This window comes from Pseudomonas tehranensis (assembly GCF_014268615.1).
Classification (GTDB): domain Bacteria; phylum Pseudomonadota; class Gammaproteobacteria; order Pseudomonadales; family Pseudomonadaceae; genus Aquipseudomonas; species Aquipseudomonas tehranensis.
This window is the reverse complement of sequence record NZ_JABWQV010000046.1, coordinates 1-16,780: the sequence shown is the minus strand read 5'-3', so window position 1 is coordinate 16,780 and position 16,780 is coordinate 1. Positions and strand designations below refer to the sequence as shown.

Annotated in this window: 14 protein-coding genes; 11 read left to right on the top strand and 3 right to left on the bottom strand. The window is 60.4% G+C overall.

Going from position 1 to position 16,780, the window contains the following annotated elements; all coding sequences use genetic code 11:
• Positions 1-58: 58 nt before the first annotated feature.
• The 3 genes from HU811_RS10530 to HU811_RS10520 form a co-directional block, all read right to left on the bottom strand.
• A complete protein-coding gene (locus HU811_RS10530) occupies positions 59-1,954 on the bottom strand; it encodes a PhoX family protein (RefSeq protein ID WP_186655692.1) in 1,896 nt (631 codons plus the stop codon).
• Between the two features lie 66 nt (positions 1,955-2,020).
• Positions 2,021-2,797, bottom strand: coding sequence for a TOBE domain-containing protein (locus tag HU811_RS10525; RefSeq protein WP_186655691.1), 777 nt, complete (start codon positions 2,795-2,797; stop codon positions 2,021-2,023).
• A gap of 59 nt (positions 2,798-2,856) precedes the next feature.
• Entirely contained in the window at positions 2,857-3,597 is a 741-nt protein-coding gene (locus tag HU811_RS10520; RefSeq protein WP_186655690.1) for a ComF family protein, read from the bottom strand.
• A 91-nt stretch (positions 3,598-3,688) separates the two neighbouring features.
• Here HU811_RS10520 and bioB point away from each other — a divergent pair, with 91 nt between their 5' ends.
• The 11 genes from bioB (at position 3,689) to HU811_RS10465 (ending at position 16,732) form a co-directional block, all read left to right on the top strand.
• Entirely contained in the window at positions 3,689-4,744 is a 1,056-nt protein-coding gene (bioB, locus tag HU811_RS10515; protein WP_092400832.1) for a biotin synthase BioB, read from the top strand.
• 178 nt (positions 4,745-4,922) lie between these two features.
• Positions 4,923-6,101: an 8-amino-7-oxononanoate synthase gene (gene bioF, locus HU811_RS10510; RefSeq protein ID WP_092400835.1), complete on the top strand. Its 1,179-nt coding sequence runs from the start codon at positions 4,923-4,925 to the stop codon at positions 6,099-6,101.
• Positions 6,094-6,825 carry an alpha/beta fold hydrolase gene (locus HU811_RS10505; RefSeq protein WP_186655689.1) on the top strand — a complete coding sequence of 244 codons (732 nt, stop codon included), beginning with the start codon at positions 6,094-6,096 and terminating at the stop codon, positions 6,823-6,825. Before bioF ends, HU811_RS10505 begins: the two co-directional genes overlap by 8 nt.
• Entirely contained in the window at positions 6,818-7,630 is an 813-nt protein-coding gene (gene bioC / locus HU811_RS10500) for a malonyl-ACP O-methyltransferase BioC (RefSeq protein ID WP_186655688.1), read from the top strand. The genes HU811_RS10505 and bioC overlap by 8 nt, the downstream gene beginning before the upstream one ends.
• A complete protein-coding gene (bioD, locus tag HU811_RS10495) occupies positions 7,627-8,310 on the top strand; it encodes a dethiobiotin synthase (RefSeq protein ID WP_186655686.1) in 684 nt (227 codons plus the stop codon). The genes bioC and bioD overlap by 4 nt, the downstream gene beginning before the upstream one ends.
• A 108-nt stretch (positions 8,311-8,418) precedes the next feature.
• Complete coding sequence (locus HU811_RS10490; RefSeq protein ID WP_092400848.1) at positions 8,419-8,715, top strand: pyrroloquinoline quinone biosynthesis protein PqqE; 297 nt, start codon at positions 8,419-8,421, stop codon at positions 8,713-8,715.
• 275 nt (positions 8,716-8,990) lie between these two features.
• A complete protein-coding gene (locus HU811_RS10485; RefSeq protein WP_047228111.1) occupies positions 8,991-10,796 on the top strand; it encodes a phenylacyl-CoA dehydrogenase in 1,806 nt (601 codons plus the stop codon).
• Between the two features lie 271 nt (positions 10,797-11,067).
• A complete protein-coding gene (locus HU811_RS10480) occupies positions 11,068-12,357 on the top strand; it encodes a GGDEF domain-containing protein (protein ID WP_186655685.1) in 1,290 nt (429 codons plus the stop codon).
• Positions 12,358-12,448: 91 nt separating this feature from the next.
• The gene (locus HU811_RS10475; RefSeq protein WP_186655683.1) at positions 12,449-14,245 is read left to right on the top strand and encodes an acyl-CoA dehydrogenase C-terminal domain-containing protein; all 1,797 of its coding nucleotides are present in this window, start codon (positions 12,449-12,451) and stop codon (positions 14,243-14,245) included.
• Positions 14,246-14,462: 217 nt separating this feature from the next.
• A complete protein-coding gene (locus HU811_RS10470; protein WP_076383422.1) occupies positions 14,463-16,241 on the top strand; it encodes an acyl-CoA dehydrogenase C-terminal domain-containing protein in 1,779 nt (592 codons plus the stop codon).
• Positions 16,242-16,573: 332 nt separating this feature from the next.
• Positions 16,574-16,732, top strand: a complete 159-nt coding sequence (locus HU811_RS10465) for a YqaE/Pmp3 family membrane protein (protein WP_092400858.1) — start codon at positions 16,574-16,576, stop codon at positions 16,730-16,732.
• Positions 16,733-16,780 lie beyond the last annotated feature (48 nt).

The following is a 16,780-nucleotide window of genomic DNA, read 5'->3' as shown; positions in this document are numbered from 1 at the left end:
CAATAAAAGTGGGGTCGCTACGCAACCCAGCGGTAGCAAGCCCCCTCGCAACAAAGTGTCAGGCGCCGATGACCCCACCGTCCTCACGGGTAATCACCATCACCGACGAGCGCGGCTTACCGTTGGGCAGATGCTCAGGGAACGTCGAGCCGCCGCTGGGATGCTGGATGCCGATGAACAGGGTTTTGTAGTCCGGCGAGAAGCTGATCCCGGTTACTTCACAACCCACCGGCCCGACCAGGAATCGACGGATCTCGCCACTGTCGGGGTCGGCGCAGAGCATCTGGTTGTTGCCCATGCCGGCGAAGTCACCGGTATTGCTGAAATCACCGTCGGTCTGAATCCACAGCCGCCCGGCCTTGTCGAAACCCAGGCCATCGGGGCTATTGAACATGTTCTGCGGGTTGATATTGGACGAGCCGGCCTTTGGCGTGTTGGCGTGTACTACCGGGTTGCCGGCGACCACAAACAAATCCCAGGCGAAAGTACTGGAAGCGTGATCGTCGCGGTCGGTGCGCCAGCGCAGGATCTGCCCGTAGACGTTCTTGGCTCGGGGATTGGGCCCGTCCACCGGCTGACCGGCTTCGCCGCGCTTGGAGTTGTTGGTCAGGGTGCAATAGACCTGGCCGTCTTTGGGGCTGACGACTATCCACTCCGGACGGTCCATGCGAGTGGCGCCGACAGTGGTGGCGGCCAGACGCGCGTGGATCAGCACTTCGGCCTGGTCGGCGAAACCGTTACTGGCGTCAAGACCGTTCTTGCCGTGGGTCAACTCAATCCACTGCCCCATGCCTTTGGGATGGTCCGGGTTGGCGTCACCAGCGTCGAAGCGCGCCACGTACAAGGTGCCGTGATCCAGCAGGTTGCGGTTGGCCTTGGAGTTTTTGTGGTCGATCTTGTCCCGGCTGACGAATTTGTAAATGAACTCGCCGCGCTCGTCGTCGCCCATGTACACGACGGCGTGACCGTCGCTGGTTTGTGTCAGGGCGGCGTTTTCGTGCTTGAAGCGACCCAGGGCCGTGCGCTTGATCGGGGTGGATTTAGGGTCGAACGGGTCGATCTCCACCACCCAGCCGTGGCGATTGAGTTCGTTGGGGTTTTTCGCCAGGTCGAAACGCGGGTCGTGCAGGTGCCAGTCTATTTCGCTGCTGGCGACGGTGGCGCCGTAACGCTTCTGCGCCGTATCGAACTGCAAGTCCGCCTTGCTGCTGCCAAAGCAGTCGGTGAAGTTTTCTTCGCAGGTCAGGTAGGTGCCCCACGGCGTCATGCCGTTGGCGCAGTTCTGGAAAGTACCCAGCACTTTTTTGCCGCTCTTGTCGGCAGCGGTTTTCATCAAATCATGGCCGGCGGCCGGACCACTGAGGTCGATCGGCGTGTTGCCGTGAATCCTGCGGTTATAGGGCGACTCCTGGACGAACTGCCATTGCCCGTCCCGACGCTGTATTTCAATCACCGACACGCCTTCGCAGGCCTGGGCCTTGTGCACTTCTTCGGCTGACTGAGGTTGACCGCCGTGGGGGAACAGGTATTGGTAGTTGGTGTATTCGTTGTTGATCGCCATCAGCGCGCGGTTGTCGTCGCCGGGAAACGGGAACAGGCTCATGCCGTCGTTGTTGTCGCCAAACTGCACTTCCTGGGCGCGGGCGGTGCCATTGCCGCTCGGATCGAACGCCGGTGCATTTTTCTGCAGGGGGTGACCCCAACTGATCAGCACCGAGGACTTGTAGCCCGGCGGCAGTGTGATGGTGTCGGCCGTGGCGGCGGCAATGCTTTCGAAGCCCAGCAGCTTGCTGTTGCCTTCGCTGACGGCGGCGGCCAGTACGCTGCGACTCAGCAGGTTGCCGCCCAGAAACATCGCCGCGCCGCACAGGGCACCTGCGCTAATGAAACCTCGACGGCTCAGGCCGACGATCTTTTCCAGGTCGGTGGATTGGTTTTCTTCTAAAAGGCTCATCTGAGGCTCCCTGCTGGTTTTGGCAGCCACCTTAAAGCCGGTCGATGACGCTTTTGTTGCAGCACGCTACAGCGGTGTGCCGAGCAGTACATTTGTCGCCGAAAACTCCACTTGCACCGGTGAGCCGGCAGCCAGCTTTCGCGCGTGCAGATGAAGCGGATCGGCCAAGGCACACAGCGTTTGGCCGTTGGGCAGGCCGATGCGCACTTCGCTGGGGCCGTCTTGGGCGGCGGCAACGTGTTCAATGACGCCGCGCAGAGCGTTTTTCCCAGGGTTGTTGCCTGCTTTTTCCGGCGGATCGACAGGGTGCAATTCCAGCCATCCGGCCTTGATCAGGGCAACCACGGCGGTGCCGATACCCAGTTCCAGGCGTACCGTGCTGTCATGGGTGATCTGCGCCTGGATGACCAGGCCCCGTGCGAGCTCCAGGAAAACCCGGTCGTTATGACCCTGAGTCTCGATGTTCAGGACTTTGCCGTGCAACTGATTGCGCGCGCTGGTGCGCAGCATCAAGCGACTGAGCAGGCCCAGATCCCCGGCATCTTCGCTCGCCTCCAGCAACTGCGCCTGCAAGGCTTGCAGGCGCAGATACAGGCGCAGCACGCGCAGCCCTTCCTCGGACAGTTTCGCACCGCCACCGCCTTTTCCCCCAACGCTACGCTCCACCAGCGGCTGGTCCGCCAGGTTGTTCAATTCGTCGATGGCATCCCACGCCGCCTTGTAGCTCAGGCCGGCGCTTTTGGCGGCGCGGGTGATCGAGCCTTGTTCGGCGATGTGCTGCAACAAGGCGATGCGTTGTGGGCGCCGGACGATGTGCTGGGTCAGGAGCGGGGGCAATGACATGATGGACAACTACGCAAAGGAATCATGGAGTTGGACGTTGGCGCCTCGCAAGCGGCGCGTCAAGCCGGCTCACCGGGTTTCGGCGTGCGGGCCAGGCAATACACATCAACCCGGGCAGCACCGGCATCCAGTAGCAGGCGAGCCAGTGCCTGGGCCGTGGCGCCGGTAGTGAGCACATCGTCGACCAACGCCAGATGCCGGTTGCCAAGCACGGCGTGGGGTGTGACGGCAAAGGCTTGGCGCAGGTTTTGGCGCCGAGCCCTGGCATCGAGTGCCTGCTGGGCGGGGGTGTCCTGGACGCGCCGCAGCAGTTGCTCTTCGCAAGGGATCTTCAATGTCGCGCTGAGCCAGCGGGCAAGCATCGAGGCCTGATTGAAGCCGCGCTGACGCAAGCGCCGATTGGCAAGCGGCACCGGCACCAGTGCGTCCGGTGGCTCCAACCCTTCATTGAAGTGATGTTGCAGGGACTGCGCCAGCAGTTCGCCCATCAGTCGCCCCAGCGGCCATTTGGCCTGATGTTTGAAACGTGCGATCAGGCTATCGATAGGAAAGTCGTAGGCCCATGGCGCCAGGACCCGCTCGAAGGCCGGCGGCTGCCTGGCGCACTGACCGCAACGTAGCCCGGCCATGGGCAATGGCAAGGCGCAGATACTGCACTGGTCACCCAGCCAGGGCAGTTCGCTCTCGCAGGGGGTGCAAATGGGATGGGGCGTGTCGGTGGTTTCGCCACACAACAGGCAGGATTGTTTGTTTTTTAACCAGATGTAAACCAGTCCATCGTATCGTGGTTGACAGCGCATGACTCTTCCTTAAATATGCCGAACATCCGTGTCGCGCCTGTGGGTATTCCATGTCCCCAGGTGCCAGCCAAGCATAATCAAGGAAATGCCCATGAGCGCCAGCACCACTGCCAACCTGCGTCATGACTGGTCTTTGGCCGAAGTCAAAGCTCTCTTCGTCCAGCCCTTCAATGACCTGTTGTTCCAGGCGCAGACCGTGCACCGCGCGCATTTCGACGCCAACCGCGTTCAGGTGTCCACGCTGCTGTCGATCAAGACCGGCGCCTGTCCGGAAGATTGCAAATATTGTCCGCAGTCCGGCCACTACAACACCGGGCTGGAAAAAGAAAAGTTGCTGGAAGTGCAGAAAGTCCTCGAAGAGGCCGCCCGTGCCAAGGCCATCGGCTCGACCCGTTTCTGCATGGGCGCGGCCTGGAAGCATCCGTCGGCCAAGGACATGCCTTACGTACTGGAAATGGTCAAAGGCGTGAAGGCCATGGGCCTGGAGACCTGCATGACCCTGGGCCGCCTCGATCAGGACCAGACCCAAGCCCTGGCCCAGGCCGGCCTGGACTACTACAACCACAACCTCGACACCTCGCCGGAGTTCTACGGCAGCATCATCACCACTCGTACCTACAGCGAGCGCCTGCAAACCCTGGCTTACGTGCGAGATTCGGGGATGAAGATTTGCTCCGGTGGCATCCTGGGCATGGGCGAGTCCCTGGACGATCGCGCCAACCTGCTGATCCAACTGGCGAACCTGCCGGAGCACCCGGAATCGGTGCCGATCAACATGCTGGTAAAAGTCGCCGGCACGCCGCTGGAAAACGCCGAAGACGTCGATCCGTTCGATTTCATCCGCATGCTCGCCGTGGCGCGGATCCTGATGCCCAAGTCCCATGTGCGCCTGTCCGCCGGCCGCGAAGCGATGAACGAACAGATGCAGGCCCTGGCATTTTTCGCCGGTGCCAACTCGATTTTTTATGGCGACAAACTCCTGACCACTGCCAACCCGCAAGCCGACAAGGACATGCAACTGTTCGCTCGCCTGGGTATCCAGCCCGAAGCCCGGGAAGAACATGCCGACGAAGTGCATCAGGCGGCTATTGAACAGGCGCTGGTGGAGCAGAAGAGCAGCGAGCAGTTCTATAACGCGGCTGTCTGAGTTGACGCAAAACCAAGTGTGGGAGTGGGCTTTGTGGGAGCCGAGCTTGCTCGCGATGAACGATAACGCGGTCTTGCCATAGACCGCAGAGCCTGCATCGCGAGCAAGCTCTGCTCCCACAAAAGCTCTCCCACAGAGATCTGCCCAGTCTTTAATAGTTGTTCACCCCGAGGCCTGCATGCCCTTCGATCTCGCCGCACGCCTGGCTGCCCGTCGTGCCGAAAACCTCTATCGCCAACGCCCGCTGCTCGAAAGCCCGCAGGGGCCAGAGGTGGTGGTGGACGGCCAGCCGCTGCTGGCGTTCTGCAACAATGATTACCTGGGCCTAGCCAATCATCCGCAAGTGATCGAAGCCTGGCGCGCCGGTGCGGCGCGATGGGGCGTCGGAGGCGGGGCTTCCCATCTGGTGATCGGCCACAGCGGTCCACATCACGCCCTGGAAGAAGCCCTGGCTGACTTGACCGGCCGCCCGCGGGCGCTGCTGTTCACCACCGGCTATATGGCCAACCTTGGCGCTGTCACCGCACTGGTGGGGCAGGGCGATACGGTGCTGGAGGACCGGCTCAACCACGCTTCGTTGCTCGACGCCGGGTTGCTGTCCGGCGCGCGCTTCAACCGTTATCTGCACAACGACGCCCAGAGCCTGGCCAACCGTCTGGAGAAAGCCACCGGCAATACGTTGGTGGTCACCGATGGTGTGTTCAGCATGGACGGCGACATCGCCGATCTGCCGGCCCTGGCCCGTGAAGCCAGGGCCAAGGGCGCCTGGCTGATGGTCGATGATGCCCACGGTTTCGGCCCGTTAGGGGCCAATGGTGGCGGGATCGTCGAACATTTTGGCCTGAGCCAGGATGACGTGCCGGTATTGGTCGGCACCCTGGGCAAAGCCTTCGGCACTGCCGGCGCGTTTGTCGCCGGCAGTGAAGACCTGATCGAAAGCCTGATCCAGTTCGCTCGTCCCTACATCTACACCACCAGTCAACCGCCGGCCCTGGCCTGCGCTACGCTCAAGAGCCTTGAGCTGCTGCGCAGCGAGCATTGGCGGCGTGAACATTTGCAGGTGCTGATCCGCCAGTTTCGCCACGGTGCCGAGCAGATCGGCCTGCAATTGATGGACAGTTTCACGCCGATCCAGCCGATCCTGATCGGCGATGCGGGACGGGCGATGCGCTTGTCGCAGATGCTGCGTGAGCGAGGACTGATGGTCACTGCGATCCGCCCACCCACCGTTCCAGCCGGCAGCGCCCGTCTGCGTGTGACCTTGACCGCCGCTCACAGTGAGGCTCAGGTGCAGCTGCTGTTGGAGGCATTGGCCGAGTGTTTTGCACAATTGGGACCGGAGCCAAGCCATGCGTGATCGACTGATATTGCTGCCTGGTTGGGGCTTGGGCGTTTCCCCGCTGGAGCCTCTGGCGGCTGCGCTGCAAGGGCTCGATGAACATCTGCGGGTCGAGATCGAGCCGTTGCCGGCCCTGGCCTCAAGCGACCTCAATGAATGGCTCGATGAGCTGGACGCCACATTGCCCCAGGATGCCTGGTTGGGTGGCTGGTCGCTGGGCGGCATGCTGGCCAGCGAGCTGGCGGCGCGTCGGGGCGAGCGCTGTTGCGGCTTGTTGACCCTGGCGAGCAACCCCTCTTTCGTTGCCCATGATCAATGGCCGAGCGCGATGGCCGGTGAAACCTTTGATGGGTTTCTCGCCGGGTGTGCCGCCGACCCGCGTCAGACCCTCAAGCGCTTCAGTCTGTTGTGCGCCCAAGGCTGCAGCGATCCGCGCGGCCTGTCGCGATTGTTGCTGGCGGGTGCGCCTGTCACTTCGCCCGATGTGTTGATGGCTGGGCTCGAGCTGCTGGCGCAACTGGATACCCGCGCCGCCTTGCAGGGCTTCGGTGGCCCGCAGCTTCACTTGTTTGCCGGGCTCGACGCCCTGGTACCGGCTGAGGCAGCGGCTGAATTGCTGGTGTTGCTGCCAGATGTTGAAATCGGTCTGATCGAGCAGACCGGCCACGGATTCCCTCTGGAAGACCCCCACGGTGTGGCGGGGGCGATTCAGGCTTTTTTGCATGAGTCCGATGATGACTGATTTGTCTGTTGCCAAATTGCCCGGTGCCTTGCCGGATAAGCGCCAGGTGGCAGCCTCGTTTTCCCGGGCTGCGACCAGTTACGACAGCGTGGCCGAGCTGCAGCGCGACGTAGGCCAGCAGTTGCTGGACCGGTTGACCGCTTCGATCGTGCCTGAGCGCTGGATGGACCTGGGTTGTGGCACCGGCTATTTCACGCGGGCGCTGGGTACGCGCTTCGGCGAGGCGACCGGGTTGGCGCTGGATATCGCCGAAGGTATGCTCAACCATGCTCGCCCTCAGGGCGGGGCTGCGCACTTTATAGCCGGTGATGCCGAGCGCTTGCCCTTGCAGGCCTCCAGCTGCGATCTGGTGTTCTCCAGCCTGGCGGTGCAGTGGTGCGCGGATTTTGCCTCGGTGTTGAACGAAGTCCATCGGGTTTTGAAACCCGGGGGCGTGTTTGCCTTTACAAGCCTTTGCGTCGGCACGTTGTACGAATTGCGCGACAGCTGGCGTCAGGTGGATGGCCTGGTGCACGTCAACCGTTTTCGCGGTTTTGAAACCTATCGACAGCTATGTGCGGCCAGCGGGCTGAACGTTATCAGCCTGGAAAACCGTCCCCATGTGATGTATTACCCGGACGTGCGCGGTCTGACCCATGAATTGAAAGCCCTCGGCGCCCACAATCTGAACCCCGGCCGGCCCGGTGGGTTGACGGGCCGGGCGCGGATCCTCGCGCTGGTTGACGCTTACGAACAGTTTCGTCAGGTACAGGGTTTGCCCGCAACCTACCGGGTGGTTTACGCCGTGCTGGAGAAACCGCTATGAGCCAGGCTTATTTCATCACTGGTACCGACACTGACGTGGGCAAGACCACCGTCGCGGCTGGCCTGCTGCATGCTGCGCGACAGACCGGCATGAGTACCGCCGCGGGCAAGCCAGTGGCCTCTGGTTGCGAAGTGACGCCCAAGGGCCTGCGCAACGCTGATGCCTTGGCGCTGTTGGCCGAATGCTCGGTGCCGCTTGAGTATGCCCAGGTCAATCCGCTGGCGTTCGAACCGGCCATCGCGCCTCACCTGGCCGCGCGGGAAGCCGGCGTGGCCCTGACCGTGCAATCGTTGCTGGGACCGATGCGTGAAGTGTTGGCCCTGGAGGCCGATTTCACTCTGATTGAAGGCGCAGGCGGCTGGCGTGTTCCGTTGGCCGATCAGGACAACCTCTCGGACCTGGCCATGGCGCTGGGGCTGCCGGTGATCCTGGTGGTGGGCGTGCGTCTGGGCTGCATCAGTCACGCCCTGCTGACCGCCGAGGCCATCGCCCGGGACGGCCTGCAACTGGCCGGTTGGGTGGCCAATATCATCGACCCAAAGACATCGCGCCTGGAAGAAAATCTGGCGACCCTGGCCGAACGCCTGCCAGCGCCATGCTTGGGGCGTGTGCCGAAAATCAAGGGTGTCACCGCCGAAGCCGTGGCTGCGCATCTGCACCTGGATTTGCTGGACTACTAAGGTTTTCACTATGGCGAGGCACTGTGCCATTAGTGTTTTTGTCGGGCCTTTTCCTCAGTCTTCTGTTTCAATGACCGCTGTCTACCCTTCAAGAAGACGAGTTCTGCCATGGAAATCTCAGGAAATACCGCGTTCTATGCCGGTCTGAGCACTATTCAGACAGGACAGAACCGTGTCGATCAGGCCTCGAGCCAGATTGCCAACAATACCATCGAGCGTTCGGTCACCAGCCAGTCGTCCGAACTGCAAGCCGATCGTTTGCGGTCGGTGGATCGCAGCCAGCAATCGGACTTGGCCAGCAACATGGTTGAAATGTCCCAGGGCAAATTTCAGGTCGAACTGGGCGTGAACGTGGCCAAGGCTTCCGATGAAATGCTCGGTACGTTGATCGACACTTTCGCCTGATTCTCTACCTCAGGTTTGTCAAAACGCCGCGATTATTCGCGGCGTTTTCGTCTCTAACTCCTTCTGGCTCAACTAATCTTTTCCTACGGACGCTGTGAGTGTGTCGCTGCGGTGAATGGCTGTGCCTGGGATTTTTTCAGGAACGATGACGAACGGCAAAAGATCGGCGCTTGACAAGATTTAGGCGTAAACGTATGTTTCAAACAACTGTTTGACCGTCACAACAAATCCATGCGGTCGTTCATTCCCGGTTACATCAGCAGAGGTTTATCGCTATGCCTGACTACAAGGCCCCCTTGCGTGATATTCGCTTCGTTCGTGACGAACTGCTTGGCTATGAAGCGCACTATCAGAGCCTTCCGGCTTGCCAGGACGCAACTCCAGACATGGTTGACGCCATTCTTGAAGAAGGTGCCAAGTTTTGTGAGCAGGTGCTGGCACCGCTGAACCGTGTGGGCGACATCGAGGGCTGCACCTGGAGCGAATCCGGTGTGAAAACCCCGAGCGGCTTCAAGGAAGCCTACAAGCAATTCGTCGAAGGCGGCTGGCCAAGCCTGGCCCACGACGTGGAGCATGGTGGTCAAGGCCTGCCGGAGTCCCTGGGCCTGGCGGTCAGCGAGATGGTCGGCGAAGCCAACTGGTCGTGGGGCATGTACCCAGGCCTGTCCCACGGTGCGATGAACACTATTTCCGAGCACGGTACGCCCGAGCAGCAAGAGGCCTACCTGACCAAGCTGGTTTCCGGCGAATGGACCGGCACCATGTGCCTGACCGAGCCGCACTGCGGCACTGACCTGGGCATGCTGCGCACCAAGGCCGAGCCACAGGCCGACGGTTCGTACAAGGTCAGCGGCACCAAGATCTTCATTTCGGCCGGCGAACACGACATGGCCGACAACATCGTCCACATCGTTCTGGCACGTCTGCCGGACGCCCCGGCCGGTACCAAAGGTATTTCGCTGTTCATCGTTCCCAAGTTCCTGCCTAACGCTGACGGCTCCATCGGTCAGCGCAACGCGGTGAGCTGCGGTTCGCTGGAACACAAGATGGGTATCCACGGCAACGCCACTTGCGTGATGAACTTTGACGCGGCCACCGGTTTCCTGATTGGCCCGGCGAACAAAGGCCTGAACTGCATGTTCACCTTCATGAACACCGCACGCCTGGGCACCGCGCTGCAAGGCCTGGCCCACGCCGAAATCGGCTTCCAGGGTGGCCTGAAGTACGCCCGTGACCGCCTGCAAATGCGTTCCCTGACCGGCCCGAAAGCGCCGGACAAAGCCGCCGACCCGATCATCGTGCACCCTGACGTGCGTCGCATGCTGTTGACCATGAAGGCCTTCGCCGAAGGTAACCGGGCGATGGTTTACTTCACTGCCAAGCAAGTGGACATCGTCAAATACGGCGTCGACGAAGAAGAGAAGAAAAAAGCCGATGCGCTGCTGGCGTTCATGACCCCGATCGCCAAGGCGTTCATGACTGAAGTCGGCTTCGAATCGGCCAACCACGGCGTGCAGATCTACGGCGGTCACGGTTTCATCGCCGAGTGGGGCATGGAGCAGAACGTTCGCGACAGCCGCATTTCGATGCTGTACGAAGGCACCACCGGCATCCAGGCCCTCGACCTGCTGGGCCGCAAAGTGCTGATGACCCAGGGCGAAGCGCTCAAGGGCTTCACCAAGATCGTTCACAAGTTCTGCCAAAGCAACGAAGGCAACGACGCGGTCAAAGAGTTCGTAGAACCTCTGGCTGCGCTGAACAAGGAATGGGGCGAGCTGACCATGAAGGTCGGTATGGCGGCCATGAAAGACCGCGAAGAAGTTGGCGCGGCCTCGGTGGATTACCTGATGTACTCCGGTTACGCCTGCCTGGCCTACTTCTGGGCTGACATGGCGCGCCTGGCGGCGGAAAAACTCGCAGCCGGCACCACCGAAGAAGCTTTCTACACCGCCAAGCTGCAGACTGCGCGCTTCTACTTCCAGCGCATCCTGCCACGTACCCGCACTCACGTGGCAACCATGTTGTCGGGTGCCAACAACCTGATGGACATGAAAGAAGAAGACTTCGCGCTGGGTTACTAAGCCTTAAGCGATTCTTCACAGGCCGCTGTTTCTTCGGGAGCAGCGGCTTTTTTTATGCCTGCCGCCAGTCCCCTTGTGGGAGCGAGCAAGCCCGCTCCCACTGGGGATCTCGAGAAATTTCGGAAAAACATTCATCAAACTGAACCCTAAGAAATCACTCCATGCTGCCGTTACAAGGATGGCAGTGTGACATCTGTCACATCTAGCGTGCCTTACTGCTCCAATAGCAGGCACAATGCCATCTTTGATCAGCCGGGTCGGAGCTTTACCCTTGCCGCGTTCTTCCGCTGTACGTCTCAGTCATTTCCTACCGTCATTGGTGCTGTTGCTGGCGGGGCTTGCGGCTGCCTACGTCAAGGATCTCAATGTCTTTTTCACCTCCTTGTTCAACGTTCTTCCTACATTGGTGTTGTTGCTCGGAGGTGCGTATTGCGCCGTTTACCGACGTCAGCGTGAGCTGTTTCTGATGATCACGGTGTACATCGCCTACTTCCTGCTGGACACCCAGACCGACTTCTACCGCGACAACGGTAAGGTGCGCGAAGACGCAGCGGTGGTGTTTCACCTCGTCTGCCTGTTGTTGCCGCTGTTGTTTGGCCTGTTCGCCGCGTGGCAGGAGCGTACTCATTTGTTTCAGGACATGGTCGCGCGGTTCGCGGTGCTGCTGGTCTTTGGCAGCGTGGCGCTGGCTCTGGAACAAAGTTATCCCCAGGCTCTGCTGTTGTGGCTTTCGGAGATCCGCTGGCCGGCGTTACACGGTGCCTGGATGAGCCTGATTCAGTTGTCCTACCCGGTGTTCATCGCAGCCTTTGTGTTGCTGGCCTGGCAATACTGGCGCCATCCGCGACCGTTGCATGCCGCGCAATTGGTGGGTTTGCTCGGGGTATTCTGGATGTTGCCCAAGACCTTCATCCTGCCATTTACCCTGAACATCATGTGCAGCCAGGTGATGCTGATGATCGCGGCGGCGGTCGCCCACGAGGCTTATCAGATGGCGTTCCGTGACGAACTGACCGGCCTGCCGGGGCGTCGGGCGCTGAATGAGCGCATGCAGCGCCTGGGTCGCAATTATGTTTTGGCGATGAGCGACGTGGACCATTTCAAGAAATTCAATGACACCCACGGCCACGACGTGGGCGACCAAGTGTTGCGTCTGGTCGCCAGCAAACTGTCGAAAATCAGCGGTGGCGGTAGGGCTTATCGCTACGGTGGAGAGGAATTTGCGCTGGTATTTGCAGGCAAAACCATCGAGGAGTGCATGCCTCACCTGGAAGTCATTCGCGAATCCATCGCGAACTACAGCATCCAGCTACGCAATCCCGACAGTCGTCCCCAGGATGATCAACAGGGCCGCCAGCGTCGTTCCGGTGCCGGGGCCTCCAGTGTATCGGTGACGGTCAGCATCGGCGTGGCCGAGCGTATCGAACAGCGCACCCCCGAAGAAGTGCTCAAGTCCGCCGACCAGGCGCTCTACAACGCCAAAGGGGCCGGGCGTAACTGTGTGATGGCCTATGGGCAGAACCGTCGCGGTGCGGTGCGCATGGAAGCTGCCGCGGGTTGAGTGATGACGGCGCATTCAGCGTCTGGACTGTGATTGTGAGCCTCGGTGGCCGGCAGTAGGTTTGAACGACCTGTTACCGGAGAAGACCACCATGCCCGAGTACAAAGCCCCGCTGCGCGACATGCGCTTTCTGATCGATCACGTCTTCGATTTCCATGGCCGCTATGCCGAACTGGGAGCTGGCGATGCCAGCCCGGACATGGTCAGCGCCATTCTCGAAGAGGGCGCCAAGTTCTGTGAGAACGTGCTGGCGCCGCTCAATCGCTCCGGTGACGAAGAAGGCTGCCATTTCGACAATGGCGTGGTCACCACGCCTACCGGCTTCAAGCAGGCGTTTGCACAGTACGTGGAGGGCGGCTGGCACGGGTTGGCGGCGGACCCGGCTTACGGCGGCCAAGGATTGCCCAGTTCCCTAGGCCTGGTCATCAGCGAAATGGTCGGCTCCAGCAACACGTCCTGGGGCATGTACCCAGGCCTGACCCACGGTGCCATGTCGGCCATTCATGCCCACGGCACCGAAGAACAGAAACAGACCTATCTCACCAAGCTCACGGCCGGTCAGTGGACCGGCACGATGTGCCTCACCGAAGCTCATTGCGGCACGGACCTGGGCATCATCAAAACCCGAGCCTTGCCTCAGGCTGATGGCAGCTACGCGATTACCGGCAGCAAGATTTTCATTTCCGCCGGCGAACACGACATGAGCGACAACATCATTCACCTGGTGCTCGCCAAACTGCCGGATGCGCCTGCCGGGACCAAGGGCATCTCGCTGTTCATCGTGCCCAAGTTCCTGCCCGACGCCAATGGCGAAGCGGGACCGCGCAATGGCGTCTCCTGCGGATCGATCGAACACAAAATGGGCATCAAGGCTTCCGCCACCTGCGTGCTTAATTTCGACGGGGCCAAGGGATTCTTGATCGGCGAGCCGAACAAGGGGCTGAACTGCATGTTCACCATGATGAACCATGCCCGGCTGGGCACCGGCATGCAGGGCCTGTGCCTCGGGGAAGCGAGCTTCCAGGGCGCGATCAAATATGCCAACGATCGTTTGCAGATGCGCTCGCTGACCGGTCCCAAGGCGCCGGAAAAAGCCGCCGATCCGATCATCGTCCACCCCGATGTGCGTCGGATGTTGCTGACCATGAAAGCCTTCAACGAAGGCAACCGGGCACTGACTTACTTCACTGCGCAACTGTTGGACATCGCCCACCTGAGCAGCGACGAAACCGCCCGCCAGGAGGCCGAAGACCTGCTGGCGTTCCTCACCCCGATCTGCAAGGCCTTCATGACCGACACGGGGTTGGAGGTGACCAACCACGGCATGCAAGTGTTTGGCGGTCATGGCTTCATACGCGAATGGGGCATGGAGCAACTGGTGCGAGACTGTCGCATTGCGCCGATCTACGAAGGCACCAATGGTATCCAGGCGCTCGATTTGCTGGGGCGCAAAGTGTTGGGCAGCCAGGGCAAGTTGCTGCGAGGGTTCACCAAAATCGTCCATAAGTTCTGCGCCGCCAACGCTGAACATCCGCAGCTCAAGGATTACGTCGCGCAACTCAACGGGCTCAACCAGCAATGGGGCGAACTGACCACCCAGGTTGGCATGGCGGCCATGAAGAATCCGGATGAAGTGGGTGCCGCCTCCGTGGACTATCTGATGTACAGCGGCTACATCATTCTGGCCTATCTGTGGTTGCGCATGGCGTTGGTGGCCCAGGCGCAACTTGACGCGGACGAAGGTGACGCGGATTTCTGTCGGGGCAAACTGGCGACCTGTGAGTTTTACTTCAAGCGTCTGCTGCCCAGGACCGCCGCTCACCGGGCCGCGGTTGAGGCGGGGAGCGATTGCTTGATGAAGCTGCCAGCGGAGTTGTTTGCCCTCTGATATGAGGGGACAAGGATCGCAGGCTTCGCCAGCGCCTACACAAGAGTGCATATTCCTGTAGGAGCTGGCGAAGCCTGCGATCTTTTCCGTGATGACTAAAAATAACAAAACAGTCACTGGCTGACCCTATGTGTCGCAAAAGTTGTTGGGGTACACTCGGACCACTGCAAAAACCGTTTTCTTACGAACCAATTGTTTAGATCCTGCGAGGTTTGCCATGGCTGACTACAAAGCGCCCCTGCGCGATATGCGCTTCGTCCTCAATGAAGTGTTCGAGGTCGCGAAACTCTGGGCTCAACTGCCGGCGCTGGCCGAAACCGTAGATGCTGAAACCGTCGAGGCGATTCTCGAGGAAGCCGGCAAAGTCACCAGCAAAAGCGTCGCCCCCCTCAGCCGTGCGGCGGACGAAGAAGGTTGCCACTGGGCTGACGGTGCCGTCACCACGCCCGCCGGTTTTCCACAGGCCTATAAGACTTACGCCGAAGGCGGCTGGGTCGGCGTCGGTGGTGATCCGACCTACGGCGGCATGGGCATGCCCAAGGCTGTTTCGGCTCAGGTCGAAGAAATGGTCAACTCCGCCAGCCTGTCCTTCGGTCTGTATCCCATGCTGACCGCCGGGGCTTGCCTGTCGATCAATGCCCACGCCAGTGAAGAGCTCAAAGCAGCCTACCTGCCGAACATGTACGCCGGTGTCTGGGCCGGTTCCATGTGCCTGACCGAGCCGCATGCCGGTACAGACCTGGGCATCATTCGCACCAAGGCCGAACCTCAGGCCGATGGTTCCTACAAGGTCAGCGGCACCAAGATCTTCATTACGGGTGGCGAACACGACCTCACCGAAAACATCATCCACCTGGTGCTGGCAAAGTTGCCGGACGCACCGGCAGGCCCGAAAGGCATCTCGCTGTTCCTGGTGCCCAAGTTCATGGTCAATGCCGATGGCAGCCTGGGTGCGCGTAACGCGGCCAATTGCGGGTCGATCGAACACAAGATGGGCATCCAGGCGTCCGCCACCTGTGTGATGAACTTTGACGACGCCGTGGGTTATCTGGTGGGCGAGCCGAACAAAGGCCTGGCAGCGATGTTCACCATGATGAACTACGAGCGTTTGGGTGTGGGCATCCAGGGCCTGGCCACCGGTGAGCGCTCCTACCAGAACGCCATCGAATATGCCCGTGACCGCCTGCAAAGTCGTTCGCCAACCGGTGCGCAGAACAAAGACAAAGTCGCTGACCCGATCATCGTCCACCCGGACGTGCGCCGGATGTTGCTGACCATGAAAGCTTCGAACGAAGGTGGCCGGGCATTTTCCACCTACGTGGCGATGCAACTGGACACCGCCAAGTTCAGCGAAGACCCGGCCACCCGCAAGCGCGCCGAAGATCTGGTGGCCTTGCTGACCCCGGTGGCGAAGGCGTTCCTGACGGATCTGGGACTGGAAACCACTGTCCATGGCCAGCAGATTTTCGGCGGTCATGGTTACATTCGCGAATGGGGTCAGGAGCAACTGGTGCGTGACGTGCGCATCACCCAGATCTACGAAGGCACCAACGGTATCCAGGCGCTGGACCTGGTAGGGCGCAAGATCGTCGGCAGTGGCGGGGTGTTCTACAAGCTGTTCGCTGACGAAATCCGCCACTTCACGGCTACCGCGAGCAGTGATCTGGCCGAGTTCACCAAGCCGTTGAACGACGCTGTCGGTACGCTGGATGAACTGACCGAATGGCTGCTGGACCGGGCCAAAAGCAACCCGAACGAAATCGGCGCGGCTTCGGTGGAATACCTCCAGGCGTTCGGCTACACCGCCTATGCCTATATGTGGGCACTGATGGCCAAGGCCGCCTTGGGCAAAGAAGCGCAGGATGATTTCTATGCGAGCAAATTGGGTACGGCGCGGTTCTACTTCGCCCGCTTGCTGCCGCGCATTCATTCGTTGAGTGCTTCAGTGAAGGCGGGTAGCGAGTCGCTGTTCCTGCTGGACGCTGGGCAATTCTGAAATTCACCGCGATGTAAGCAAATGCTTACATCGCGTGCTGGCGTTTTCCCTCTATCGGCCAATTGGATCCAGGGCTAATCTACTTCACATGGACGTCGCGCAGGATGCGCAAAGCAACAACACGGACACGTAGGATTCTGCCAGGATGGCGGAGCGAAATGGATGTCAGGGAAACAGTCTGCAAAGCCCCGCTTCGGCGGGGTTTTCTTTTGTCCGCGTTTTTATTTTCCCGCGCTTTATCCCTTCTGGATGGCTTCTCACTGAACCCTGACGAGCGGTCGGGTGTCCATGAGCTATATGGCAATGTGGCCATCGCCCATCAGGAGTCATCCATGGACATCATTCGAATCATCATCGCCATTCTGCTGCCGCCGTTGGGTGTGTTTCTGCAAGTCGGTTTCGCCGGGGCGTTCTGGCTGAATATTCTGCTGACTCTGTTGGGTTACATCCCGGGCATCGTGCACGCGGTGTACATCATCGCCAAGCGTTGAGAATTCATAGCTGTAGATAACCTGTGGGAGCGAGCCTGCTCGCGATAG